The sequence below is a fragment of the Mesorhizobium sp. B2-4-18 genome, from assembly GCF_006441385.1.
GTDB classification, from domain to species: domain Bacteria; phylum Pseudomonadota; class Alphaproteobacteria; order Rhizobiales; family Rhizobiaceae; genus Mesorhizobium; species Mesorhizobium australicum.
On sequence record NZ_VFUW01000004.1, the window covers coordinates 164639 to 187918 of the forward strand.

The following is a 23280-nucleotide window of genomic DNA, read 5'->3' on the forward strand; positions in this document are numbered from 1 at the left end:
CTACGACTTCGAGCCGAGCGTCTTTATCGCCTCCTCGGCGGAGGAATCGGTCTGCCGCATCAGCGCGGCAGTGTTCTCGAAGGCGCGCTGGACCATGATCAGCCGGGTCATTTCCAGCACGGGATTGACGTTGGATTCCTCGAGGAAACCCTGGGCGACGCCGATGTCGGAGCGGTCGGTGACCGGTTCGGGCGTGCGTGCCGGCACAATGCCGGAATTGCCGTAGCGCACGAAATTCTCGCCCGGGTCGAAATTGTAGAGGCCGATGGAGCCGACGAGCTGTTCGTTCTGGCGCAGCGAGCCGTCGGCGCCGGCCTTGGGCGGACCGTTGCGGGGATCGAGCTGGATCGGCGCCCCGCCGGCGTCGAGCACCGGATGGCCCTCGACCGACATCAGCTCGCCATTCTCGTTCATCGAGAAACGGCCGTCGCGGGTCATGACGGTGCCAACTGGCGTGTCGATGGCGAACCAGGCGTCGCCCTGGATGGCGAAATCGAACGGGTTGCCGGTCTCCGTCATGGCGCCGTGTGCCCCCGACAGAAAGGTCTTGCCGGAGGAGGCGAACGAAACCGACTTCTGCCCTGCGCCAGACACCACGTCCTCGAACTTCACGCCGGTGGCGCGAAAGCCGACGGTGCTGGCGTTGGCGACGTTGTCGGCGATCGTGTCGAGCCGGCGCTCGAGGGCTATCTGCGCGGAGAGGGCAACGTAGAGACTGTCTCGCATGATCAGAACTTCAGTTTCTGCATGGCCATCATCAGGTCGGTGGAGATGCCCGATGTGACCGGTTTGGCAAAGAGCACGCTGACCGACGTCACCGCCGTCGAGGTCGGATTGTTGATCTCGTACATGCTGGTGAAGCGGGTCAGGAACTTGTTCAGTTTCACTGGGTCGGTGAAATCCGAGATGTCGAGCTTCTGCCCGAACAATTGCGCCTGCTTGTCGATGTCGGCGGTGGCGAAAGAATCGGGCAGCCCCAGCGCGGTGCGCACCACGCTGGCAAGCGCCGTGTCGGCCAGCACGTCGTACCAGCTGGTGATGGTTGATGCTTTGCGGTTGAAATAGAGCGCCAGCCGCACGCCCTCATTGGTCTTGCCGGCGTCCTCCTCGAGAGTCTGGCGCATGTAGTTGTCGACGGTCGGCTGCTGCGCCGGATTGATGGTGGTGGCTGCTTCGCCGTACTGCTCGAAGTTGAAAGCGGCGGCGAGCCCGGCATAAGCCTTGTTCGTCATCTTGTTGGCGACGCTGTCGGCGTCGCGAATGCCCCCGGTCAGCACGCTGCGGATGAGATCCTTGCTTTCCGTCGCTGGATCGAGTCCGTAAGCCGAGAGCGCATAGTTGTACAACCGGCTGTTGGCCATCAGGTCGTCGATGGATTTCACGTTCGTGACGTTGGCAAGGTAGTATGCGGTCTCCGATTTTATGGAGTCCGCGTTCGGCGGGATCAGGCCAAGGGCCGACCCGGTGGTGTAGATCTTCGGCGTGTCTTTCAGCACCTCGTCGCGCGACGTTGTCTGATCGCCATATTGGGCAAAGTTGAACGCCGTGACGAAGTTGGCGTAGCGTTTGTCCGTCAGCTTGTTTGCCGGGCTGTTGGGATCGCTGACGCCGCCCGCCAGCATCGTGCTGATCTGCAGCGGCTTTTCAGTCGACGCATCCAATCCGTAGGAAGCCATGGCGAAGGTGAGCAGGCGCTTGTCCGCCATGAGATCGTCGATCGACTTCACCTTGGAGATGTTTGCCGCGTAATAGTCCGCCTCGCCCTTGATATACTGGGCGCTCGGTTCGACCAATTTCAGTCCGGTTCCGGCCACATAGCCTTTCGGCACCGCCTGCTGGGCAGCATCGCGCGTGGTTGTCTGATCGCCATACTGGGCGAAATCGAAGGCCGAGACAAAGTTGGCGTAGCTCTTGTCGGTCAGTTTGTTGGCGGGACTGTTGGGGTCGCTGACGCCACCTTCGAGCATGGCCCTGACGGTTGCCGCCGGTTCGGTCTCGGCGTCGAGGCCGAACGCGGCCATCGCGTATGTCAGCAGGCGGCTGTTGCCCATCAGGTCGTCGATCGACTTCACCTTGGAGATGTTGGTGACATAGTAGGCGGTTTCACTCTGATAGTAGGAGAGTCCTGCCTGCGAGGCGCCGATCTGGACTTGCAGCGCATAGTTGCTGGTCACCAGTTGCTGCGCCTTGTTGTAGATCGTCGCATTGGTGCCGTTGGCGGCGAAATTGAAGGCGCTGACGAACGCGGCGTAGCGCTTGTCGGTCAGTTTGTTGGCAAAACTGTTGGGATCGGAGACGCCTTCCTTGAGTGCCTTCACCATGAACGCCTTGGCGTAGTCCATGTTCTCCAGGCCGTAGGCCTTCATGGCGTATTTGAACAGCCGGTCATTTTTGACGAAATCGTCGATCGATTTCACCTTGGTGATGTTGGCGAGATAATATTGGGTGTCGCGGTCGACCGTCGGCTGTTGCTCGATGCGGTCGATCGACTTGTTGATGTCTTTGGTGATCAACTGGTAGCTGGTATAGGTACTGAGCAAGGACGCGCCTCCGGCCGAAGCTATGCCAGCACAATAAGCTCACTTCCTTGCGCGAAACTGAATCGCCAAGTTTCGTGCCATGGCGGCTCGGATTCAAGCCTCACACAAGGCACGGGGACTATCCCTTGTCCGACGTGAAATGCGGAAGGACCGGTCGTGGGCATTCTGATTGGACTTGTGGTGACGCTTGGCTGCGTCCTTGGCGGCTTCATGGCCATGGGCGGGCATCTGCACGTGCTGGTGCAGCCATGGGAAGCCGTGGTCATCTGCGGCGCCGCACTCGGCACCTTCCTGGTCGCCAATCCGATGAAGACTGTCAAGGATACCGGCAAGGGCATTCTGGAAGCCTTCAAGCAGGCGGTGCCGAAGGAGCAGGACTATCTGGAAACGCTCGGCGTGCTGCACAGCCTGATGCGCGAGTTGCGCTCCAAGTCGCGCAGCGAGGTCGAGGCGCATATCGACAATCCGGAGGAGTCGGCGATCTTCCAGGCCTTTCCGACCGTGCTCAAGAATCACGATTTGATGAATTTCATCTGCGACTACTGCCGCATCATCATCATCGGCAATGCCCGCTCACACGAGATCGAGGCGCTGATGGACGAGGAAATCCAGACCATCAAATCCGACAAGATGAAGGCCTATCACGCGCTGGTCGCGGTCGGCGACGGCCTGCCGGCGCTCGGCATCGTCGCCGCCGTGCTCGGCGTGGTCAAGGCGATGGGCGCGCTTGACCAGTCGCCGGAAATCCTCGGCGGCCTGATCGGCGCAGCGCTGGTCGGCACCTTTCTCGGCATCTTCCTGTCCTATGCGGTGGTCGGACCTGTCGCCACCAAGATCAAGACGGTGCGCGAGAAGAAGAACCGCCTCTACATCATCGTCAAGCAGACGCTGCTCGCCTACATGAACGGTGCGCTGCCGCAGGTGGCGATCGAGTTCGGCCGCAAGACCATCTCCTCCTATGAACGGCCGACCATCGACGCGGTCGAGCAGAGCACCATGAACACCGGCAGCGCCGAGAAGAAGGCTGCCTGAGCGATGCGCGACAGATCGGTGCCAAAACTGTCATGACGAGTCCGGGCAGCCCCTCGCAGGCGCGTTCGTTGATCATCGAGCGTCTGGTCGGCGACAGCGGTGAGACCGATCAGGTCGTCGACGCCGGCCGTGCCATGGCCGAACGCGCCGTGCCGCTGCTGCAGAAGGGACTCTCGGGCGAGCTCGGCATTCCCGTAATTGTCGACCTCAAGGCCGTCGAGGTCAGCCGCGTCCCGGAGGCGCGCTCGCGCGCCGGCGACAATTTCGCGATGACCGTCGTCGGCTCGCCGGCGTCCTCGGACGCGATGACACTCGTCATGGATGCTCCCGCAATCGCGATCATGGTCTCCACCTTGTTCGGCGGCGACCCGGATATGCCGGTGTCGCCGATCGAGCGCGAGCTGTCGTCGATCGAGGCCGATGTCTCGACCATGGTGCTCCAGGAAGTGGCGCAGGCGCTGAACGGATCGGGGCGGCGCTCGCTCGAACTGCGGCTGCCCGCACCCCGCGCCATGTCGGGGATCGAGGCCAGGCGGCACGTGTTGCGCGACGGTGCCGCGATCCGCATCGTCCTTGGCATCTCGACGCCGGTCGACAGCGGCTCGATTACCGTGACGATGCCGCAGCGCATCGTGCTGGCGGGCCGCGATGCCACGGCCAGCATCAGCGAGGACGATCATGGAACCAGTTGGCGGGCACGCTTTTCGGAAGAGGTGATGCGCTCGACCGTAGCGCTCGAGGCCACCATGCCGCTGGCGCGGCTGACGCTGGGCGACCTCGCCAACCTCGAAGTGGGCCAGGTCATCGACTTCGAAGAAACGGCGCAATCGCGGGCTCGCCTCGGCGCGCGCGGCCAGACGCTGTTCGTATGCGAGTTCGGCAAACTGGGGCAGAATTACACCGTCCGAATCAGGCATCCTTTCGATGCCGGGCAGGATTTCATCGATGGGCTCATGCCGGCTGGTGCCGGGCGCGCCTGAGCTTTTGGAGACGACGCATGGCCAAGACCAAGGTAGAAGCAGAGCTCGACCAGCCGGACGAGCAGCTCGATCGCGCCATCGAGGAATTGCGCGGGGTCCTGCACGAAGAAGAACAGCGCCCCGATGCGGCGTTCCGGGCCGCCGCGGGGGCCAATTCAAGCGTCATCATGAACATCCCCGTCGATGTCCAGATCATCCTCGGCAGCACCGAGATGGCGGTTGCCGATCTGATGGCGCTGCAGAAGGGGTCGACGGTCGCGCTCAATCGCCGCATCGGCGAGCCGGTCGATGTCGTGGTGAACGGCCGCAAGATCGCGCGCGGCGAGATCACCGTGCTCGAAAGCGACCCTTCGCGCTTTGGCATCAGGCTGACCGAAATCATCGCCGGCACGAAGGGCGCCTAGACATGGATCGCGGAGCTCGCCGGTGGCAGCGGAGGCGAAAGGCATGACGACGCCGCTGACGACCCTGACGCGCGCGCAGAAGGCAGCCGCCATATTGGTGGCGATGGGCAAACCGTCCGCCAGCCGTCTCCTGAAATTCTTCAAGCAGGAAGAGCTGAAGGCGCTGATCGAGGGCGCGCGGCTGCTCAGGACCATTCCGCAGAGCGATCTCGAGCGCATCGTCGCCGAATTCGAGGCCGAGTTCACCGAGGGCGCCGGCCTGCTCGATTCCGCCGACAGGATGGACACCATTCTCAACGAGTCTCTTTCGCCCGAAGAGATGAGCGCCATCATGGGCGACAAGAAATTCGAGGTCGCGCCTGAAGGGCCGCCGCCGATCTGGCCCGATCTCGAAAAGCTCGAACCCTCGCGGCTGGGCGCGTTCCTAGCGGGCGAACACCCGCAGACGGCGGCCATGGTGCTGTCGAAACTGGGGCCGCAGGCGGCGGCGAGTGTGCTTTTGACACTGACGAAGCCGATGCGCGGCGAGATCATCAAGCGCATGGTGACGATGGCCAACGTTCCGGCCGCCGCCACCAGGATCGTCGAGAACCGGCTGCGCTCCAGCGTGCTGTCGGATACCTCCACCAAGGACACTTCGGCCGGGCAGGCGCGCGTCGCCAGCGTGCTCAACGAGCTGGAAAAGCCCCTGCTTGAGGAGGTCATGCAGGATCTCGAAGCCGCCGGCACGCCCGACCTCGACGGTGTCCGTGCCCGGCTGTTCGCTTTCGACGACCTGCCGCTGCTCACCCAGAAGGCGCGCGTGCTTTTGTTCGACGGGCTGTCGACCGAGCTTGTCACGCTGGCGCTGCGCGGCACGTCGGCCGCACTGGCCGAGGCGGTGCTGTCGGCGATCGGCGCGCGCTCGCGACGCATGATCGAGGCCGAACTCGGGCAAGGCTCGGAGGGTGTCCCGGCCGCCGACATCATGGCCGCGCGCAAGACGATCGTGACGACCACCATCCGCCTGTCGCGCGAAGGGGCCTTCGAACTTCCCTCGACGCAGAACGCCGCCTAAGGCATGTCCGACGCCACCGACAAGGACTCGAAAACCGAAGAGGCAACGGAAAAGAAGATCCGCGATACCATCGAACAGGGCAAGCTGCCCCATTCGAGGGAAACGGCGCTCCTCGCCTCGTTCGTCGCCATACTGGTGTTCACAGTCTTCTATGCCAAGGACGCCGTCGTCGATCTCAGCACGTTCCTGTCGATGTTCCTGGAGAAGCCCGAGGCCTGGCCGATGGACACCGAGACCGATGTCATCGCGCTTTACAAGCAGGTCTTGTTCGAAGTGGGTCGCGCCGTCGTGAGCCTGCTGGTGCTGCTGACGGTTGCCGGCATCAGCGCCTCGGTGCTGCAGAACATGCCGCAATTCGTCGGCGAGCGGATCAGGCCGCAGATGTCGCGCATATCGATCGCCAAGGGCTGGAACCGGATGTTCGGCGCCCAGGGGTGGGTCGAGTTTTTGAAATCGCTCGCAAAGGTCGGTTTCGCCATCACCGTGCTCACCTTCACCCTGTCGGAGGACCACCGCAAGCTGCTTGCCGGGATGATCACCAATCCCGTCGCTTTCGGCCTCGTCATCCGTGGCATCGCCGTCGACATACTGGTGGCGATCGTCTTCGTCATGGGACTGATCGCGGCGATCGACATCGTCTGGTCGCGCTTTCACTGGAAGCAGGACCTGCGCATGAGCAAGCAGGAGGTCAAGGACGAGTTCAAGCAGTCCGAAGGCGACCCGATCGTCAAGTCGCGCCTGCGCTCGTTGGCGCGCGACCGGGCGCGTAAGCGGATGATGACCGCGGTGCCGCGCGCGACGCTCGTTATCGCCAATCCGACCCATTTCTCGATTGCGCTGAAATATGTGCGCGACGAAGATTCGGCGCCGCTGGTCGTAGCGAAAGGGCAGGATCTGGTGGCGCTGAAAATCCGCGAAATCGCCAAGGAGCATAACATCCCGATCTTCGAGGACGTGGCGCTCGCCCGCTCCATGTACAAGCAAGTTTCGGTCGATAATGTGATCCCATCACAATTCTACCAGGCCGTCGCCGAACTGGTGCGGATCGTCTACTCGAAAAAGGCTGAGCGCAGACAGATTTCATGAACCGGCAACCGCACGCAAAATCCCGCGAGATCATCGTCGCCAGCGCCATCGAACAGGTGGTGGTGGAACTCAGGCTGATCGACGTCGCCGACTATATCGCCTTCATCCGGCTGGAGCATTTCGCCTGCCTGTCGGATCTGGTCGATTCAGCGGCGGAGCTGTTCTTCATGCCGGGTACGCTTAGGCTCGGTCATGGCGGCGAGGCACATGTCGACTGGAGCGGCAGCCCGCGCATCGTGCTCGATCTGGAACTCAGGCCGCCAGGCGTGACCGTCTATTTCCAGCTGACGCTGAGCGAGACCGGCAGCACGGTCCTGGTCAATTACGTGTCGTTTGAAAAGCCGGGCGAAGACCCCGGGCACAACACGGCGCTGCTGGAGGCGGTGATCGAACAGGCCCGCATCCGCAAGGTCGAACCGCTGGCGTTCTAAAGCGCTTCCTTCAGCCGAGAGCGGCTACTCGATAAGCCCCAGCCGCAACGCCTTGGCGACCGCTTGGTTGCGGTTGACCGCATTGAGCTTTTGGGTCGACTGGGTGAGGTACTGGTTGGCGGTGTGCACCGACAGTTTCAGGAGCCGCGCGATCTCCTCGCTGGTGTTGCCGTTGGCGGTCAGCTTCAGGCATTCGAGCTCGCGCTTGGAGATCGAGCGCATTCTGCCGACGTCTCCCGGACGCATCCGCGCGACGGCGGCGAACAGCGAGAAGCAGCGAGCGTGAATTTCGTAGAGCGCATCCTGCGCCAGCGCGATCTCCGATCCCAGGAAGACGACAAGACCGCATTGACCGCGATCGGCATGGACGGGGAAGGCAATGCCGCTCGACCCGGGTGTCAGCGGCGCCATCTGTCCGGTCCAGGCGAGATTGCCGAACATGTCGGCCATGGCCGCCACGCCATCATCCGTCCACCAGCGCGGCTCGGTCGAAATCCGGCTATGGCGAACGATGTCCTCGCCATTGGCGCCTGAAATGAACTTGGTGGCCACCGCGACGCCTGGATAATCTGAATCAAAGCACGGGACCAGCCGCGCGCGCTCCGGCGACGGGCTGACGAAGTACAGGCCGAAGGCCGAGGCATTGATGTCGACTGAGATCCAGCGGCAGCGGCGCACCGCATCGGGAATGGTGACGGCGTGATGTGTTTCGGATCCCAGCGAGAAGGCACCGAACGGGCTGCGCTGCTCGTTGAAAAGGGCCTCCGCGGCCTCCTTGATGTCGGCGTGTTTCAAATGATGCCACTCCTGATCGCCGTGGCGATGGCCATCGCACGGTTCGAGGCCGCGAATTTCTGGATGGCGTGGGTGATGTAGCTGTTGACGGTGTTGGAGGAGACGCCAAGGATCACCGCCACCTCGTCGGTGGTCTTGCCTTCCGAGACCCAGAACAAGCATTCGCGCTCGCGGTCCGACAGCGGATCCTGCATCGCCGCGGCGGCGATCAACTGCGGGATGTGCGAAAGCGCGTAGCAGCATTTCAGCTGCGCCTTCATCAGCGCCGGCTGGTCGATCCGGCCGGCGGCGGCCGCCGAGAACAAGGCGAACAGGCGCTGACGGCCGACATTCAGCCGCAGTGAATAGACCTCGGCATGGCCGAGCACGTCGAGGAGCCGAGCCTCTTCGCCCGAGACCAGCCCGCCGGCATCCGGCGCCTGGGCCGCCACCAGCGGCGTCGGACGGATACCGGGTGCGGCGGTGAGCGGGCCTTGTGCAAGGCCGGCGATCAGCCGCTTGCCGATCAACTCGATGGCGTCGAAGATCCAGTTCGAAGACACGATACGTGCATCGTTGCGGTCCTGGTCATGGACGATGGCGACCAGCATGTAGCTGTCGGCGCCGATCTCGGCGGTCAGCTTCATGAAGAAGGAGGTGAGATCACCGCGCGACGTCAGGCGCGAGCCCAATGTGTCGGATTGAAGAGGCGCGGCGGGACTGCTCATCTGCTGCTTTTTGGTCGGAATCAATTCTGATGCCCGGCTGCTGGAGTGCCAGCCGCCGAACCCGAAAACGCGTTACTTTTACGAGACACACACGAGGCGCGGGGCCGCGCCCAACCAGACGGAATCCATTCAGGGAACGCGAGACATCCGCGTCTGGCGCCGGAAAAATTCCGGAACGTGAGACTTTGGGTGGTCGCCGCGCCCCCCGAGGACCGGCTGATTCGGGTCTAATCTACCCGCAGATGAATCCGACATCAAACGCGATTTGACAAAATCGAATCCGGTGGAGTCGGCCTGCGACTCAGCGGCCAATTTCTCTGCATTTCCTGGGCACGGAAATCGAGCCGCGCAGGCCGGCCATGATTTTTGCGATGGGCTTACGCGGCGCCTCAGGATGCAAAAAAGGGCGGCTGCCGCCACCCTTCCTTTGTCCGTCCTCCCCGCAGGCGCTGCGCTTGCTGGACGACCGCTCTACCGATCCTCGAACCCGGTCAGCACGCCGACGGCATTGATGCCGATCTCCTCGACGGCATAGCCGCCTTCCTGGACGAACAGCGTCGGCAGGCCGAGCTTGGCGATGCGCTGGCCGATCTTCGGATAATCCAGGCTTTTCAGCTTGAACTGGCTGATCGGGTCCTTTTCGAAAGTGTCGACGCCGAGCGAGACGACGACGATGTCGGGAGCGTAGGCGGCGAGCCTGGCGCAGGCATCCTCCAGCGACACGTTCCAGGCATCCCAGCCGGTGCCGAAGGGCATGGGGTAGTTGATGTTGAAGCCTTCGCCGGCCTCCGCGCCATGCTCATCGGCATGGCCGAGGAAGAACGGGTACTCGACCATGGGATCACCGTGCAGGTTGAGAACCTGCACGTCGGCGCGGTCATAGAAGATCTCCTGCGTGCCGTTGCCGTGGTGATAGTCGACGTCGAGGATCGAGACACGCTTGGCGCCCTGGTCGCGGAACCATTGCGCGGCGACGGCCGCGTTGTTGATGTAGCAATAGCCGCCCATGAAGCCGGCCCCGGCATGGTGGCCGGGCGGACGGCAGAGCGCGAAGGCCGATCTCTCGCCGTCCTTGATCAGGCCGGCGGCGGTCAGGGCGACGTCAAAGGACGATTTGATCGCGGCCCAGGTGCCCTCGACGAAGGTGGCGCCGCCGTCGAAGGAATAGTAGCCGAGCAGGGCGTCGATGCGCTTCGGCGGCACGTCGCCGCGCAGTCCGCGCGTCGGCCAGGTGAAGGGCATCGCGGTGCCCGCATGGCCCTCGGCGATCCATTGCGGCCAGACGGTCGGCAGGAAGTCGATGTAGTCGGCCCGGTGGACGCGCTTGGCGGCGGCAAGGTCGTGCTCGACCGGGGCAATGATCGGTCCGAGCTTCTCGCTTTCGACCCGCGCCTTGATGAACTCCGCCCGCGAGGGCTTTTCGAAGCCGGGCACGATGGCTGAGGTGACCAGTTCCATCTGCCCGGCATGACCGGCGTGAAGTGGCGAATAGACAGTCTTCATGAATTTCCTCTCGAAGTGCGAAGCGGTTTTCCGTCCGGAATTGCATTGAAATCGGTCAGTCAAGGTTGAGGTAGGGGCTCACCAAGGCGAGCCACATGGTTTCCACATCGTCCTCGATGAGGTCGAACGTCCTGCGGTCCTTCTTCAGCCCAACGAGCCGACAGACGTGCCCGACCTCCATCATCAGCACGCCGAGCCGGCTGGCGATCTTGCCTTCGAGTGCGGGGTTCACATGCTGCAGCCATGCAGCATAGAGGGCGATGATCTGGTCATCATATTCGTTCTGGATCGGCCGCAGGTCGGCATTGCCTGAAATGGCCTCGATCACCGGCATCAGGGTGGCGTTTTCGAGGTAGAGCTTCGACGTGTCGATGAACAGCTTGCGCACTTCCCGCCGAAATTCTTCGCGGTTGGTGGGCGGGGCGACCTTGATGCGCCTCGCGATCACCTCGGGAAAGGATGACAGCCAGCGCCGGGCGAGATCCAGAAGAATGGCTTCCTTGTTGGGAAAGTACTGGTAGACCGAACCGACCGACAGGCCCGCGCGCTGCGCGATGGCGAGCGTCGTCGGTGTCCTGGTTCCTTGCTCCCGCGTCAGGATCAGCGCAGCGTCGAGAATCCTGTCGACCACCTTGCTGGACCGTTGTTGCCGCGGCTGCTTGCGCGGCTCGAGCGCTATCTTGGTTTTGCGGTCGAGACTGCGCTTCACTGCTTGATGCCCTCGTTCCCTGCCTGGTCCCAACACAAGCGGGGCGTGCTGTCCACAATACATTCTAAATCCGGCATGTTGACAAACGCGAATAATCAGTCGCATTCTTTATCCACACTGTCTCTTGGGATAACAAGGGAAATTTCGAAGACAGCGTACTGGCACCATTCATTGTTCGATAGCGCCGCTCCGTGGTGTGGCGGGTCGTTGGACGCGGAGTTTTGCCCGTCTCATTCAGTCGTCAAAAGCGCGGAGTTGCGATGTCGGTCACGGATGCGGGTGATGGTGCGGATCTGATTGTCATCAACGGTCGTGTGCTGACCATGGACGGTGACAATCCCGCCGCCGAGGCCGTTGCCGTCAAGGACGGCGCCATCATCGCCATTGGCAGCAGCACCTCCATCGAAGTGCTTAAAGGACCGGACACGGAGGTGATCGACGCGCATGGCGGATCGGTGATCCCGGGTTTCATCGAAGCCCACATGCATCTGTTTTCAGGCGCGGCCGAGCTTGCCCATCTGCAACTGGCGGGCGTGCATGGGTTCGAGGCGCTGAAGAAGGCGATCCGCGACTATGCAGCGGCGCACCCCGACGCGCGGATGCTGGTCGGGCAGAGCGTCGACTACACCGTGCTCGACGACGAGCGGGTGACGCGACACCATCTCGACGCGATCCTGCCGGACCGGCCATTCGTCATGGCCGCCCCCGACCACCATACGATGTGGGCCAACACAAAGGCGCTTGAACTGGCCGGCATCCTCAAAGGACGCATGCTTGGTCCGGGCAATGAGATCGTCATGGGCGACGATGGCTTGGCAGCGGGCGAATTGCGCGAGGGCGAGGCCTTCGGCCCGGTTCTCGACCTTGCCGGCGAAGGCCGCGTGCGGCTGGGCCTGGCGACCGGCGGTGAGCCGGACCCGATGCCGTCGGCCGCCGAACGCGCCGCCGACCGCGACATCATGCGGCGCGGGCTTGCCTGGTGCGCGCGCCACGGCATCACCTCGATCCAGAACATGGACGGCAATCTCTACCAGCTCGAACTGCTGGCCGAGATCGAGGCCGAGGAAGGCCTGCCCTGCCGCGTGCAGATCCCCTTCCACTACAAGAACTTCATGACGCTCGACATGCTCGACAAGGCGTCCGTGATGGCCGAACGCTACGACAGCGAATGGCTGTCCTCGGGCATGGTCAAGGTGTTCTACGACGGCGTGCTGGACTCGTGGACGGCTGTCATGGTCGAGCCCTATGCCGATCGTCCCGACTGGGTCGGCGAGCCGCTGTTCACGCCACGGCAGTTCATCGACCTGGCGGTCGCCATCGACAGGCGCGGGCTGCAGATCGCGGTACACTCGATCGGCGACGGCGCCGTGCGTGCCGTGCTCGACGGCTACGAGGCGGCGCAAAAGGCCAACGGCAAGCGTGACAGCCGGCATCGCGTTGAACATATCGAGGTCACCACCCCATCGGATGTGCCGCGTTTTGCCGAACTCGGGGTCATCGCCTCGATGCAGCCGCCGCATCCGCCCGGCGCCATGGATTTCCCGTTGGAGCCGACCGTGTCGCGCATCGGGCAGGCCCGCTGGCCGCTGAGCTATGCCTGGCGCACCTTGAAGGACGCCGGCGCCCATGTCGTGTTCGCCTCGGATTGGCCAGTGTCGCCGATCGACCCGATCCTGGGCATTCAGGCGGCAGTGCTGCGCAAGCCATGGGCAGAAAGCGATCCCGACCAAAGCTTCTCGCTGCATGAATCGATCGCCGCCTACACGGTCGAGGGCGCCTATGCGGAATTCGCCGAGCATCGCAAGGGCATGCTGAAATCCGGCTACATGGCGGATCTGGTGGTGCTGTCGGCCGATATCGAGAAGACGGCGCCGGCCGATCTGCACAAGGTAAGGCCGGTGACGACGATCTGCGGCGGCAAGGTCACCTATCAGGCCCGATAATGGCATGAGGCTTGCTGGCTAAAGACTGACTGAACTGTGATTCGATGCCGGGCTTGCCAACCTACCGGCCATGTGGTCACATCCAACAGGGGACAAACTCCGCCAGCAAGAGCGGGGTCAACAGTGAGGCGTAATCGTGCCGGACAAACCGGATCGGAATGCGATTGAAGTAGTAAACGTCAGCAAAATTTTCGGATCGGGTGAGGGGCAGGTCGCTGCTCTCGACAAGGTTTCGGTCTCCATTCGCGAAAACGAGTTCTTCACGCTGCTGGGACCCTCAGGCTGCGGCAAGACCACCTTGCTGCGGCTGATCGCCGGCTTCGACTTTCCAACCGCCGGGGAAATCCTGCTCTACGGTCAGGACATCGCGCCCTTGCCGCCGTTCAAGCGCCCGGTCAACACCGTCTTCCAGTCCTACGCGCTGTTCCCGCATATGACGGTGGCCGACAATATCGGCTTCGGCCTGGAGATGCTGGGCAAGCCCAGGGCCGAGATCAAGGCGCGCGTCGCCGAGATGCTGAAGCTGGTCAAGATGGAAGCGCTGGCCGGCCGCCGCACAGCCCAGATTTCCGGTGGCCAGCAGCAGCGCGTGGCATTGGCCCGGGCATTGGCGCCGCAGCCGAAAGTGCTGTTGCTCGACGAACCGCTCTCGGCGCTCGACTACAAGTTGCGCAAGGAGATGCAGATCGAGCTCAAGCGGCTGCAGCACGAGACCGGCATCACCTTCATCTTCGTCACTCATGACCAGGAAGAAGCGCTGACCATGTCGGACCGCGTCGCTGTGATGTCGTCGGGCAAGATCCTTCAGGTCGGTTCGCCCTGGGATATCTACGACAAGCCGGCGGATCGCTTTGTCGCCGACTTCATCGGCGAAACCAACTTCCTCACCGCCGCCATATCGGGCATCGGCAGCGGCAAGGCGCGCGCGACGCTCAAATCCGGCGCGACCATCGAGGCGACCGTTGCCGAAGGTTTTCAGCCGAAGGACAACGCCACCGTGGTGGTAAGGCCCGAGCACGCCAAGCTGACGAGGGACAAGGGCGACGTGTCGGGCACGGTCGAGAACATCGTCTATTTCGGCACCGATACGCATATCCACGTCCATCTCGACAGCGGCGAGGCCTTCACCGTGCGCCAGCAGAACACGCGCAGCGCAGGCTGCGGTTTCGAGCGTGGCGACAAGGTCGGCATCATGATCGGCAACGATGCCGCGCAAGTGCTGAGGGACTAATGGCGACCGCGGAAGAAGTCGCCAAGGCAGCGGAACGGCGCGATGTCCGTGACCGCTGGCTTCTGTCAGCGCCGGCGCTGCTGGTCATTCTGTTCGCCGCGACCGGCCCGTTGCTGATCGTGTTGGTCTATTCGCTCCTGACGCCGGGCGCATATGGCGACGTGAAATGGCAGTTCTCGGGCGATGCCTGGACGTCGGTGTTCCTGGAGCGCGACATTTTCGACGACACGCTGTCGCTGGCGGCGGCGCATGTCACCATCTTCTGGCGCTCGATCAAGCTTGCGGTTGTGACGACACTCGCCACGTTGGCGCTCGGTTTCCCGACGGCCTACTTCATGGCGACGCGCAGTGAAAAGACCAGGGATCTCTGGCTGTTCCTGATCACCATCCCGTTCTGGACCAACCTGTTGATCCGCACTTTCGCCGTGCTGCAGATCATCCGCAACGAAGGCATCGTCAACACGATCCTGCTCAAGCTCGGCATCGTCTCGGCGCCGGTCCAGATCCTCTACACCGACACGGCGATCCTGATCGGCATGGCCTATGTCTACCTGCCGCTGATGGTTCTGCCGATCTACGCCAGCATGGAGAAGCTCGATTTCCGGGTGGTCGAGGCGGGCTACGATCTTTACGCGACGCGTTTCAAGGTGCTGCGGAAGATCATTTTCCCGCTGGTCAAACCCGGCGTCATCGCCGGCTCGATCCTGGTCTTCATTCCGGCGCTGGGCGCTTATGTGACGCCGAGCGTGCTCGGCGGCGGCAAGAACATGATGCTGTCCAATTTGATCGAACTGCAGTTCGGACAGGGCCGCAACTGGCCGCTCGGCTCGGCACTGTCGATCACGGTGATGATCATCGTTATGGTGGCGCTGCTTGCCTATGTGCGCAATGCCGGGAAGTCGGGGGTGCGGCATGGCTAGCAACTTTTCCATCAAGCACCAGCCGGGTTTCACCGCGATCGCGGCGACTTGTTTCGTTATCCTCTATCTGCCCATCATCGTGCTGGTTATCTACGCCTTCAACGCGGCGAGCTCGACATCCGAATGGGGCGGCTTTTCGCTGAAATGGTTCCAGTCGGCATACCAGAACACTCAGGTCATCGACGCGACGCTGCGTTCCTTCCAGATCGGCTCCATCGCGGCGGTGCTGTCGACCGTCTTTGCCACCATGGCGGCACTCGCCACCACGCGCACGGCGTCGTATCCCGGCCTTACCTTCAAATACGCGGCGATCAACCAGCCGCTGATGGTGCCCGAGATCGTCACCGGCGTGGCGCTGCTGATCTTCTTCTCGCGCATCAAGATCTTCACCGGTTATTCCGGCATCGGCTACCTGGTCGCCGCGCATACGGCGTTCTGCATTCCGTTCGCCTATCTGCCGATCCGGGCGCGGCTGGAGAATATGGACCTGACGCTCGAGCGCGCCGCGGCCGATCTCTACGCGACGCCATGGAAGACCTTCCGCCGCATCACGCTGCCGCTTTTGTGGCCTGGTATCCTGGCCGGCCTGATGCTGGCCTTCGTCATCTCGCTCGATGACGTGGTCATCACAGAGTTCGTCAAATCGGGCGGTCAGGACACGCTGCCCACTTACATGCTCGGCCAGATCCGCCGCGGCATCACACCCGAGATCAACGCGATATCGACCGCCTTCCTGCTGCTTTCGGTCGCGATCGTCACGTTGTTTTTCTTCGTCAGCAGGAAACGAGACTGAAACCGACAATGGGAGTTAAAACCATGAACTGGAAGACAACAGCGACCGCCATGGGGTTGGCGTTGCTTGCCTCGACGGGCCTCGCGCGGGCCGAAGGCGTGCTCAACATCTACAATTGGGGAAACTACACCAGCCCCGACGTGATCAAGAAGTTCGAGGCGAAATACAACATCAAAGTGACGATCACCGACTATGACTCGAACGACACCGCTCTGGCCAAGGTTCGCCAGGGCGGCACCGGCTTCGACATCGCGGTGCCTTCGCAGACCTATGTGCCGATCTGGATCAAGGAAGGCCTCGTCCAGGAGACCGATCCCGGCAAGATGGAGAACGCCAAGAACATCGCGCCCGAATGGGCCAACCCCGACTTCGACCCAGGCCGCAAATACACTGTTCCTTGGGCCTGGGGCACGATCGGCGTCGTCGTCAATACCGACGCCTACAAGGGCCCGGCGAACACCTGGGGCATCATCTTCAACACGCCCGACGAGTTGAAGGGCAAGGTCAACGTCGTGCCCGAGATGGGCGACGTGATGTTCGCGGCGATCAAGTATGTCGGCGGTCAGCAATGCACCGACGACAAGGCGGTGCTGAAGAAGGTGCGCGACCTCCTGGTGGCAGCCAAGCCGAACTGGATCGCCATGGAATACAACACCATCGAGAAGATGGGCGCCGGCGACTTCAAGGCAACCAGCGACTGGAACGGTTCGGCCCTGCGCCAGCGGCTGGCCAACCCGGCCATCCACTTCAACTATCCGAAGGAAGGTTATGGGCTGTGGAGCGACAACGTCGTTGTGCTCAAGGAGGCCAAGAACGTCGAAAACGCCAAGCTGTTCCAGAACTTCATCATGGATCCGGAAAACGCCGCGGGTCTCTCGGCCTTCCACCGATACGCGAACGCCATCACCGGCTCGGACAAGTACATGCCAGCCGACATGAAGGACGCGCCGGAGGTGGTCATTCCGGCCGACGCCAAGCCGCTTGGCGAACTGCAGCAGATGTGCGCTCCGGAGACGCAGGAACTCTACACCAAGATCTGGACCGAACTGCAGAAGTAGTCACAGACCCAAGGGGCCCGGCGGCACTTGCCGCCGGGCCTTTTCTTTCCGGGAATGGCCTTTCATGAGTTCCTATCGCAACAGCGATCCGCGGCCGCCGATCATGCAAGGCTCGCCGCCCGCCATGCTGCCGCCGAGGCTCGACTGGGACAGGCCGCCCTGGAACCGCTGGGCTTTCCAGCACATACGGGAAATTCTGCCGACCGTGGAAGTCTGGCGCGGCGCTGGCCATCGCCACCGTCTCGAACGCGCCGAGGTCGATCTCGACGGGCTAGCGGTCGAGGACAGCGAGGGCAGGCCTTCGACACTCGCCGGTCTGCTCGACGAGACCTATACGGACGGCTTCCTGGTGCTCAAGGACGGCAGGATAGCCTATGAGCGCTATTTCAACGGCATGGACGAGCGCACGCTGCACCTGTCGCAGTCGATGGCCAAGTCGGTCACCGGCTCGGTGTTCGGCATATTGGCCGGGCGCGGCCTGATCGATCCGGCGAAGCCAGTGACGGACTACCTGCCGGAACTGAGCGCGACCGGGTGGGCCGGCGCCAGCGTCCAGCATGTGCTTGATATGACCACCGGCGTGCGGTTTTCGGAGGAATACACCGACCGCTATTCCGACATCGGCCAGGTCGATGTCGCCACCGGCTGGAAGCCGGTGCCACCGGGCAGCGATCCGGATTTCCGCTGGCCATCGCACATGTTCGAACTGATCCTGGGCTTGAAGGACACGGTTCGCCCGCATGGAGCCACGTTCGAATATCGCTCGATCGAGACGGACGTGCTCGCCTTCATCATGGAACGGGTGACCGGCAAGCGGCTGGCGCAACTCGTCTCGGAAGAACTTTGGCAAAAGCTCGGGGCTGACGAAAGCGCCTGCTTCACCGTCGACAGCGCCGGCTATGCGCTGGCCGATGGCGGCTTCAACGCGACGCTGCGCGACTACGCCCGCTTTGGCCAGCTGATCCTCGACAATGGCGGCGGCATCGTGCCGGCGGACTGGATCGAGGCGACGCGTACCGGCAGGCATGGTCCGGATTTCTCGGCCAGCCTGCCCGAGGGCAGCTATCGCAACCAGTTCTGGATCGAGAATCCCAGCTCGCGGGCACTGATGTGCCGTGGCGTGTTCGGACAGTTGATCCATATCGACTGGAACACAGGAATAGTCGTGGTGAAGCTGTCGACCTGGCCGGATTTCAGCAACATGGCCTATTCCAGGGCAACGCTGAGGGCCGTGCACGCCATCGCCGCGGCGCTTGCCTGAGCTTCATGACCAATGGACTGGGAGGAAACGCCATGACCGGCAAGACCGCGTTCGAGACTCGATACGGATTCCGCCGCAACGAGGTGCTGCTCGGCAACTGGCGTGTGAGCCCGTTCAATCGGTGGTCGTTCCAGAATATCGGCGAACTGGTGCCGACCGCCCGGGTGGCGGCAGCGCCCGGCGCCGCAGAAGCCCCTCGGCGAGACATGGACGGCTTGCTCGGGGAAAAGGTCACGGTCGCGACTGCACCGGAGACGGTGGCTGAATTCCTCCTGCGCTCCAGCACCGACGCCCTGACGGTGATGAAAGGCGGCAAGATCATTGGCGACTGGTTCGCGCCGCATATGGAGTTTGGCGCGCGCCACATCATCTTCTCGATCAGCAAATCGGTGACCGCGATCATCGCCGGCATACTGGAAGGCGAGGGGGTGTTCGATCCGGAAGCGCCGGTGATGGACTATATCCCCGAAGCAGCCGGCTCGGCCTATGGCGATGCAAGCGTTCGGCATGTGCTCGACATGAGCGTCAGCCTCGACTTCGAGGAGGCCTATCTCGATCCGGAAAGCGCCTTCGCCCGCTATCGCCGCGCGACGCTGTGGAATCCGGGCGGCGGCACCGAAAGCCTGCGTGAATTCATCCTGACCCTGCAGCGGCTTGCCGAGCCGCATGGCCAGACCTTCCGCTACCGCTCGCCCAATTCCGACCTGCTCGGCCTGCTGCTCGAGCGCGCCTCGGGCCAGCGCTTCACCGACCTGATGCGCGAGAAACTATGGCTGCCGCTTGGCGCCGTCGGCGAGGCCTCAGTCGGCGTCGACATGGAAGGCACGGCTCGCACAGCCGGCGGCATTTCGGTGACGCAGCGTGACCTGGCGCGCCTCGGCGAGATGATGCGGCAGGGCGGCACCGCCAATGGCCGCCGCATCCTGCCCGAGGCCTGGGTGCGCGACACCACCAGTACCGGCGGCAGCTCGGAAGCTTGGCGGCGCGGTGCCATGCTGCCGCTGTTCCCGAAAGGCCGCTACCGTAACAAATGGTATCAGACCGGCTTCGAAAATGGCGCGTATTGCGGCATCGGCATCCATGGCCAGTGGCTTTATGTCGATCCCAGCACCGAAGTGGTGATCGCCAAGATGTCGTCGCAGCCGGAGCCGGTCGACGATGCGCTGGATATCGAGATCGTTGCGTTTTTCGAGGCGCTGAGCCGGATGGTCTAAGTGGGCAGTCGCGTGCGATTGGTGATGTCGGCGCTGCCCCTCATCCGCCTGCGGGCACCTTCTCCCCGTATAGTGACGGGGAGAAGGGATCTGGTCGCTACGCCGGCGCCCCTTTGCACCGTTGGCGATTGGCGAAATCGGCGATGACAGCGCCCTCTCCCCGTCACTATACGGGGAGAGGATGCCGGCAGGCAGGTGAGGGGCGGCGCAGAGATCTCAGTATCAGCAAATTCCTGCGGTACCCAGATCCGGTGAACGCATCGCGTTTTCCTGTGGACCTCCGCCGCCGTTCAAAACGTCGCGGTTGGCGGACCTGATGTCTGCGCTTATGGTCGCCGCTCTTTTCGACGAGAGTGGGAAGACATGGCATCCGACATCAAGCGCATCGCAGCCATCATCGCGGCCGAAATCAAGGCGCGGCCGGAACAGGCGGCCGCGGCGATTGGACTGCTCGATGAGGGGGCGACGGTGCCGTTCGTGGCACGCTACCGCAAGGAAGTGACCGGCGGGCTGGACGACACGCAATTGCGCGACCTTGCCGAGCGTCTTGTCTATCTGCGCGAACTCGACGCGCGCCGCGACACCATCCTGGGCTCGATCCGCGAGCAGGGCAAGCTGACGCAAGAGCTTGAAACCAAGATCGGGGGCGCCGCGACCAAGGCGGAGCTAGAGGACATATACCTGCCCTACAAGCCGAAGCGCCGCACCAAGGCCGAGATCGCCCGCGAGCGTGGATTGGGGCCGCTGGCCGAAGCCATTCTCAACAACCGTGCGCTGGTGCCCGCGGACGTCGCGCTCGCCTATGTCACCGGCGAGGTGGCCGATGCGAAGGCGGCGCTCGAGGGCGCGCGCGACATCCTGTCGGAGCAATTCGCCGAAAACGCCGATCTGGTCGGCAAGCTGCGCAGCTACATGAAGGAGCGCGCCTTCCTGCGCGCCAGGGTGGTCGACGGCAAGCAGGAGGCCGGCGCGAAATTCTCGGACTATTTCGACCATGTTGAACGTTGGGCGACCGTGCCAAGCCACCGCGCGCTCGCCATACTGCGCGGCCGCAACGAGGAGGTGCTGTCGCTCGACATCGATGTGGATGCCGATGACAGCTCGCCGGTGAAGCCGGTCGAGCGGATGATCGCCAACGCCTACGCCATCGGTGCCAGCCTGCCAGGCGACCGCTGGCTGATGGAGGTCGCCGGCTGGACCTGGCGCATCAAACTGTCGCTGCACCTGACGCTCGACCTGATGCGCGACCTGCGCGAGCGGGCCGAGGAAGAAGCGATCCATGTCTTTGCCCGCAACCTCAAGGATTTGCTGCTGGCGGCTCCCGCCGGCTCGCGGCCGACGATGGGGCTCGATCCCGGCATCCGCACCGGCGTCAAGGTGGCGGTGGTCGATGGCACCGGCAAGCTGCTGGCGACGACGACGGTCTATCCGTTTCCGCCGAGGAACGATGTGCGTGGCACGCAGGCCGAACTTGCGGCGCTTATCCGCCAGCACAAGGTCGAGCTGATCTCGATCGGCAACGGCACCGGCAGCCGCGAGACGGAGAAGCTGGTCGCCGACATGCTGTCCGACATGCCTTCGGACGGCGGCCCGAAGCCGCTCAAGGTGATCGTCAGCGAGGCGGGAGCGTCGGTCTATTCGGCTTCGGCGACGGCTGCCGCCGAGTTCCCCGGCCTCGACGTGTCGCTGCGCGGCGCGGTGTCGATCGCGCGACGGCTGCAGGATCCGCTGGCCGAACTGGTCAAGATCGAGCCGAAATCCATCGGCGTCGGCCAGTATCAGCACGATGTCGACCAGTACCGGCTCGGCCGCTCGCTGGAAGCGGTGGTGGAGGACGCCGTCAACGCGGTCGGCGTCGACCTCAACACCGCCTCGGCGCCGTTGCTGGCGCGGGTTTCAGGCCTCGGCGCGTCGCTCGCCGATGCAATCGTCGCGCATCGCGATGCGACCGGCCCGTTCGCCAGCCGCAAGGACCTGCTGAAGGTGGCACGGCTTGGACCGCGCGCGTTCGAGCAGTCCGCCGGCTTCCTGCGCATCGCCAATGGCAGCGAGCCGCTCGACGCCTCGTCGGTGCATCCGGAGGCCTATGGCGTGGCCAAGAAGATCGTCGCCGCCTGCGGCCGCGACGTGCGTTCGCTTTTGGGCGACAGTGCCGCGCTCAAGGCGCTCGACCCGCGCGTCTTCGTCGACGAGCGTTTCGGCTTGCCGACGGTGCGCGACATTCTGGCGGAGCTGGAGAAGCCCGGCCGCGATCCGCGTCCCGGCTTCAAGACCGCGACCTTCGCCGATGGCATCGACGAGATCAAGGATTTGAAGCCCGGCATGCTGCTGGAAGGGACCGTCACCAATGTCGCCGCTTTCGGCGCCTTCGTCGATATAGGCGTGCACCAGGACGGGCTGGTGCATGTCTCGCAGCTCGCCGACCGCTTCATCAAGGACGCGCATGAGGTGGTCAAGGCCGGCGACGTGGTCAAGGTGCGCGTCGTCGATGTCGACATCAAGCGCAAGCGTATCGCGCTCTCCATGCGTAAGGATGCCGGCGAGGGGGGTGCATCGAAGGGCGGGCCGCGCGACTATGGCGGCGGCAGGCCGGCGCCACGCGGGCCTACGCCGCAACGCCAGCCGGAGCGGCCGGCACAGCAAGGTGCGTTCGGCGCCGCGCTGGCGGACGCGCTGAAGCGAAAGTAGCTACCACGCCAGAACAGCCGGCTCCTTCTCAAGCTGGCAGAGCAGCCAGTCCCGGAAACTGGCAACCGGCGGATAGCCGCGCTTGTCGTGAGGAATGACAAGGTAATAGGCGCTGCGGCTCTGCATCGGCTGGCCAGGCGCGGGCACAAGCTGGCCGCGCTGCAGTTCGCCCTCGATGAGAATCTGCGGCAAGAGCGCCACGCCGAGGCCCGCCATGCAAGCCTGGGCAGCGGTGGCGAACTGCTCGAATTGCATGCCAGGCCCGGTCGGCGCGCTCAGGCCCTGATGCTCGAACCATTCGCTCCAGGCCCCCGGGCGCGTCGTCATGTGCAGCAGCGGCAAACGGCCGATGTCGGCCGGTGTGGCGATGGCGCGGCCGGCGAGGAAGTCGGGCGACACCACCGGTGCCACCGTCTCGCGCACCAGAAGTGTCGAGTCGGCGTCCGGCCAGTCCGGCAGGCCGTAGTGGATGGCGGCATCCAACCGTTCGCGGGCGAAGTCGAAGCGCCCGACGCGGGTGACGAAATTGATGGTGATGTCGGGATTGTTCTCGACGAAATCGGGGATCATCGGCATCAGCCAACGCGTACCGAAAGTCGGCAGAATGGCAAGATTCAAGATCCCACTATGCCGATTGCTCATCAATCCAAGGGCTGCGTCACGCAACTGGCCAAGCGCCGAGCGTACCGCTTCGGCGTAGATTTCACCTGCCGTGGAGAGCCTTACATTGCGGCTGTCGCGTTCAAACAGCTGCCGGCCGAACTGATCTTCCAAAAGCCTGACCTGGCGGCTGACCGCGCCCTGGGTCAGGTCCAATTCCTGGGCGGCGGCGGTGAAGGAGCCAAGCCGCGCCACGGCCTCGAAGGCGGCAAGGGCGCTGATATTGGGCAAAAGGCGGCGCTGGACACTCATGATCCATTCCTAACGC

21 protein-coding genes are annotated in these 23280 nt (G+C 63.4%); 14 read left to right on the plus strand and 7 right to left on the minus strand.

Translation table 11 applies throughout. From position 1 onward, the window contains the following. Together flgF and FJ527_RS11470 are read right to left on the minus strand one after the other, a co-directional pair. On the minus strand, positions 1 to 726 hold the full coding sequence (gene flgF, locus FJ527_RS11465; RefSeq protein ID WP_015315918.1) for a flagellar basal-body rod protein FlgF: 726 nt from the start codon (positions 724 to 726) through the stop codon (positions 1 to 3). Between the two features lie 2 nt (positions 727 to 728). Further along, positions 729 to 2540 carry a DUF1217 domain-containing protein gene (locus tag FJ527_RS11470; protein ID WP_140823146.1) on the minus strand — a complete coding sequence of 604 codons (1812 nt, stop codon included), beginning with the start codon at positions 2538 to 2540 and terminating at the stop codon, positions 729 to 731. A gap of 156 nt (positions 2541 to 2696) precedes the next feature. Between FJ527_RS11470 and motA the strand changes: the two genes are divergently transcribed. Genes motA through FJ527_RS11500 form a run of 6 tightly spaced genes read left to right on the plus strand, consistent with a single transcriptional unit; the run spans position 2697 to position 7530 of the window. Further along, positions 2697 to 3572 (plus strand): flagellar motor stator protein MotA, encoded by an 876-nt coding sequence (gene motA, locus FJ527_RS11475; RefSeq protein WP_015315920.1) that lies wholly within the window; start codon positions 2697 to 2699, stop codon positions 3570 to 3572. A gap of 32 nt (positions 3573 to 3604) precedes the next feature. Next, entirely contained in the window at positions 3605 to 4552 is a 948-nt protein-coding gene (locus FJ527_RS11480; protein ID WP_140619462.1) for a FliM/FliN family flagellar motor switch protein, read from the plus strand. A gap of 17 nt (positions 4553 to 4569) precedes the next feature. Beyond that, on the plus strand, positions 4570 to 4956 hold the full coding sequence (gene fliN, locus FJ527_RS11485; RefSeq protein WP_015315922.1) for a flagellar motor switch protein FliN: 387 nt from the start codon (positions 4570 to 4572) through the stop codon (positions 4954 to 4956). Between the two features lie 43 nt (positions 4957 to 4999). Continuing rightward, positions 5000 to 6013, plus strand: a complete 1014-nt coding sequence (locus tag FJ527_RS11490) for a flagellar motor switch protein FliG (protein ID WP_140619464.1) — start codon at positions 5000 to 5002, stop codon at positions 6011 to 6013. 3 nt (positions 6014 to 6016) lie between these two features. Then, entirely contained in the window at positions 6017 to 7099 is a 1083-nt protein-coding gene (gene flhB / locus FJ527_RS11495) for a flagellar biosynthesis protein FlhB (RefSeq protein ID WP_140823147.1), read from the plus strand. Next, the gene (locus FJ527_RS11500) at positions 7096 to 7530 is read left to right on the plus strand and encodes a hypothetical protein (protein ID WP_015315925.1); all 435 of its coding nucleotides are present in this window, start codon (positions 7096 to 7098) and stop codon (positions 7528 to 7530) included. The genes flhB and FJ527_RS11500 overlap by 4 nt, the downstream gene beginning before the upstream one ends. 24 nt (positions 7531 to 7554) lie before the next feature. On the opposite strand, the gene FJ527_RS11505 is transcribed toward FJ527_RS11500, so the two are convergent. The 4 genes from FJ527_RS11505 to FJ527_RS11520 all read right to left on the minus strand — a co-directional run bounded on the left by FJ527_RS11505 (position 7555) and on the right by FJ527_RS11520 (position 11244). Continuing rightward, positions 7555 to 8325 (minus strand): helix-turn-helix transcriptional regulator, encoded by a 771-nt coding sequence (locus FJ527_RS11505; RefSeq protein ID WP_015315926.1) that lies wholly within the window; start codon positions 8323 to 8325, stop codon positions 7555 to 7557. After that, positions 8322 to 9032 carry a helix-turn-helix transcriptional regulator gene (locus tag FJ527_RS11510; protein ID WP_140823148.1) on the minus strand — a complete coding sequence of 237 codons (711 nt, stop codon included), beginning with the start codon at positions 9030 to 9032 and terminating at the stop codon, positions 8322 to 8324. Before FJ527_RS11510 ends, FJ527_RS11505 begins: the two co-directional genes overlap by 4 nt. A gap of 471 nt (positions 9033 to 9503) precedes the next feature. Then, a complete protein-coding gene (locus tag FJ527_RS11515) occupies positions 9504 to 10535 on the minus strand; it encodes a histone deacetylase family protein (RefSeq protein ID WP_140823149.1) in 1032 nt (343 codons plus the stop codon). A gap of 55 nt (positions 10536 to 10590) precedes the next feature. After that, positions 10591 to 11244: a TetR/AcrR family transcriptional regulator gene (locus FJ527_RS11520; protein ID WP_140823150.1), complete on the minus strand. Its 654-nt coding sequence runs from the start codon at positions 11242 to 11244 to the stop codon at positions 10591 to 10593. Positions 11245 to 11504: 260 nt separating this feature from the next. Between FJ527_RS11520 and FJ527_RS11525 the strand changes: the two genes are divergently transcribed. The 8 genes from FJ527_RS11525 to FJ527_RS11565 all read left to right on the plus strand — a co-directional run bounded on the left by FJ527_RS11525 (position 11505) and on the right by FJ527_RS11565 (position 22352). Then, entirely contained in the window at positions 11505 to 13187 is a 1683-nt protein-coding gene (locus FJ527_RS11525) for an amidohydrolase (RefSeq protein WP_140823151.1), read from the plus strand. 136 nt (positions 13188 to 13323) lie between these two features. Further along, a complete protein-coding gene (locus tag FJ527_RS11530; RefSeq protein WP_140823152.1) occupies positions 13324 to 14418 on the plus strand; it encodes an ABC transporter ATP-binding protein in 1095 nt (364 codons plus the stop codon). Then, a complete protein-coding gene (locus FJ527_RS11535; RefSeq protein WP_140823153.1) occupies positions 14418 to 15338 on the plus strand; it encodes an ABC transporter permease in 921 nt (306 codons plus the stop codon). Before FJ527_RS11530 ends, FJ527_RS11535 begins: the two co-directional genes overlap by 1 nt. Next, on the plus strand, positions 15331 to 16131 hold the full coding sequence (locus tag FJ527_RS11540; protein ID WP_015315933.1) for an ABC transporter permease: 801 nt from the start codon (positions 15331 to 15333) through the stop codon (positions 16129 to 16131). Before FJ527_RS11535 ends, FJ527_RS11540 begins: the two co-directional genes overlap by 8 nt. A 23-nt stretch (positions 16132 to 16154) precedes the next feature. After that, positions 16155 to 17189 carry an extracellular solute-binding protein gene (locus tag FJ527_RS11545; protein ID WP_015315934.1) on the plus strand — a complete coding sequence of 345 codons (1035 nt, stop codon included), beginning with the start codon at positions 16155 to 16157 and terminating at the stop codon, positions 17187 to 17189. A gap of 64 nt (positions 17190 to 17253) precedes the next feature. Continuing rightward, a complete protein-coding gene (locus tag FJ527_RS11550) occupies positions 17254 to 18450 on the plus strand; it encodes a serine hydrolase (RefSeq protein WP_140823154.1) in 1197 nt (398 codons plus the stop codon). Positions 18451 to 18482: 32 nt separating this feature from the next. Next, positions 18483 to 19664 (plus strand): serine hydrolase, encoded by a 1182-nt coding sequence (locus FJ527_RS11555; protein WP_140823155.1) that lies wholly within the window; start codon positions 18483 to 18485, stop codon positions 19662 to 19664. A gap of 363 nt (positions 19665 to 20027) precedes the next feature. After that, complete coding sequence (locus FJ527_RS11565) at positions 20028 to 22352, plus strand: Tex family protein (RefSeq protein WP_140823156.1); 2325 nt, start codon at positions 20028 to 20030, stop codon at positions 22350 to 22352. On the opposite strand, the gene FJ527_RS11570 is transcribed toward FJ527_RS11565, so the two are convergent. Continuing rightward, the gene (locus FJ527_RS11570; protein ID WP_140823157.1) at positions 22353 to 23264 is read right to left on the minus strand and encodes a LysR family transcriptional regulator; all 912 of its coding nucleotides are present in this window, start codon (positions 23262 to 23264) and stop codon (positions 22353 to 22355) included. Between the last annotated feature and the right edge of the window lie 16 nt (positions 23265 to 23280).

Coding starts and splice junctions, on each gene's coding strand:
- flgF (WP_015315918.1), bottom strand. CDS start 726: ATGCGAGACAGTCTCTACGTTGCCCTCTCCGCGCAGATAGCCCTCGAG.
- FJ527_RS11480 (WP_140619462.1), top strand. CDS start 3,605: ATGACGAGTCCGGGCAGCCCCTCGCAGGCGCGTTCGTTGATCATCGAG.
- fliN (WP_015315922.1), top strand. CDS start 4,570: ATGGCCAAGACCAAGGTAGAAGCAGAGCTCGACCAGCCGGACGAGCAG.
- FJ527_RS11490 (WP_140619464.1), top strand. CDS start 5,000: ATGACGACGCCGCTGACGACCCTGACGCGCGCGCAGAAGGCAGCCGCC.
- flhB (WP_140823147.1), top strand. CDS start 6,017: ATGTCCGACGCCACCGACAAGGACTCGAAAACCGAAGAGGCAACGGAA.
- FJ527_RS11500 (WP_015315925.1), top strand. CDS start 7,096: ATGAACCGGCAACCGCACGCAAAATCCCGCGAGATCATCGTCGCCAGC.
- FJ527_RS11510 (WP_140823148.1), bottom strand. CDS start 9,032: ATGAGCAGTCCCGCCGCGCCTCTTCAATCCGACACATTGGGCTCGCGC.
- FJ527_RS11515 (WP_140823149.1), bottom strand. CDS start 10,535: ATGAAGACTGTCTATTCGCCACTTCACGCCGGTCATGCCGGGCAGATG.
- FJ527_RS11525 (WP_140823151.1), top strand. CDS start 11,505: ATGTCGGTCACGGATGCGGGTGATGGTGCGGATCTGATTGTCATCAAC.
- FJ527_RS11535 (WP_140823153.1), top strand. CDS start 14,418: ATGGCGACCGCGGAAGAAGTCGCCAAGGCAGCGGAACGGCGCGATGTC.
- FJ527_RS11540 (WP_015315933.1), top strand. CDS start 15,331: ATGGCTAGCAACTTTTCCATCAAGCACCAGCCGGGTTTCACCGCGATC.
- FJ527_RS11545 (WP_015315934.1), top strand. CDS start 16,155: ATGAACTGGAAGACAACAGCGACCGCCATGGGGTTGGCGTTGCTTGCC.
- FJ527_RS11550 (WP_140823154.1), top strand. CDS start 17,254: ATGAGTTCCTATCGCAACAGCGATCCGCGGCCGCCGATCATGCAAGGC.
- FJ527_RS11555 (WP_140823155.1), top strand. CDS start 18,483: ATGACCGGCAAGACCGCGTTCGAGACTCGATACGGATTCCGCCGCAAC.
- FJ527_RS11565 (WP_140823156.1), top strand. CDS start 20,028: ATGGCATCCGACATCAAGCGCATCGCAGCCATCATCGCGGCCGAAATC.
- FJ527_RS11570 (WP_140823157.1), bottom strand. CDS start 23,264: ATGAGTGTCCAGCGCCGCCTTTTGCCCAATATCAGCGCCCTTGCCGCC.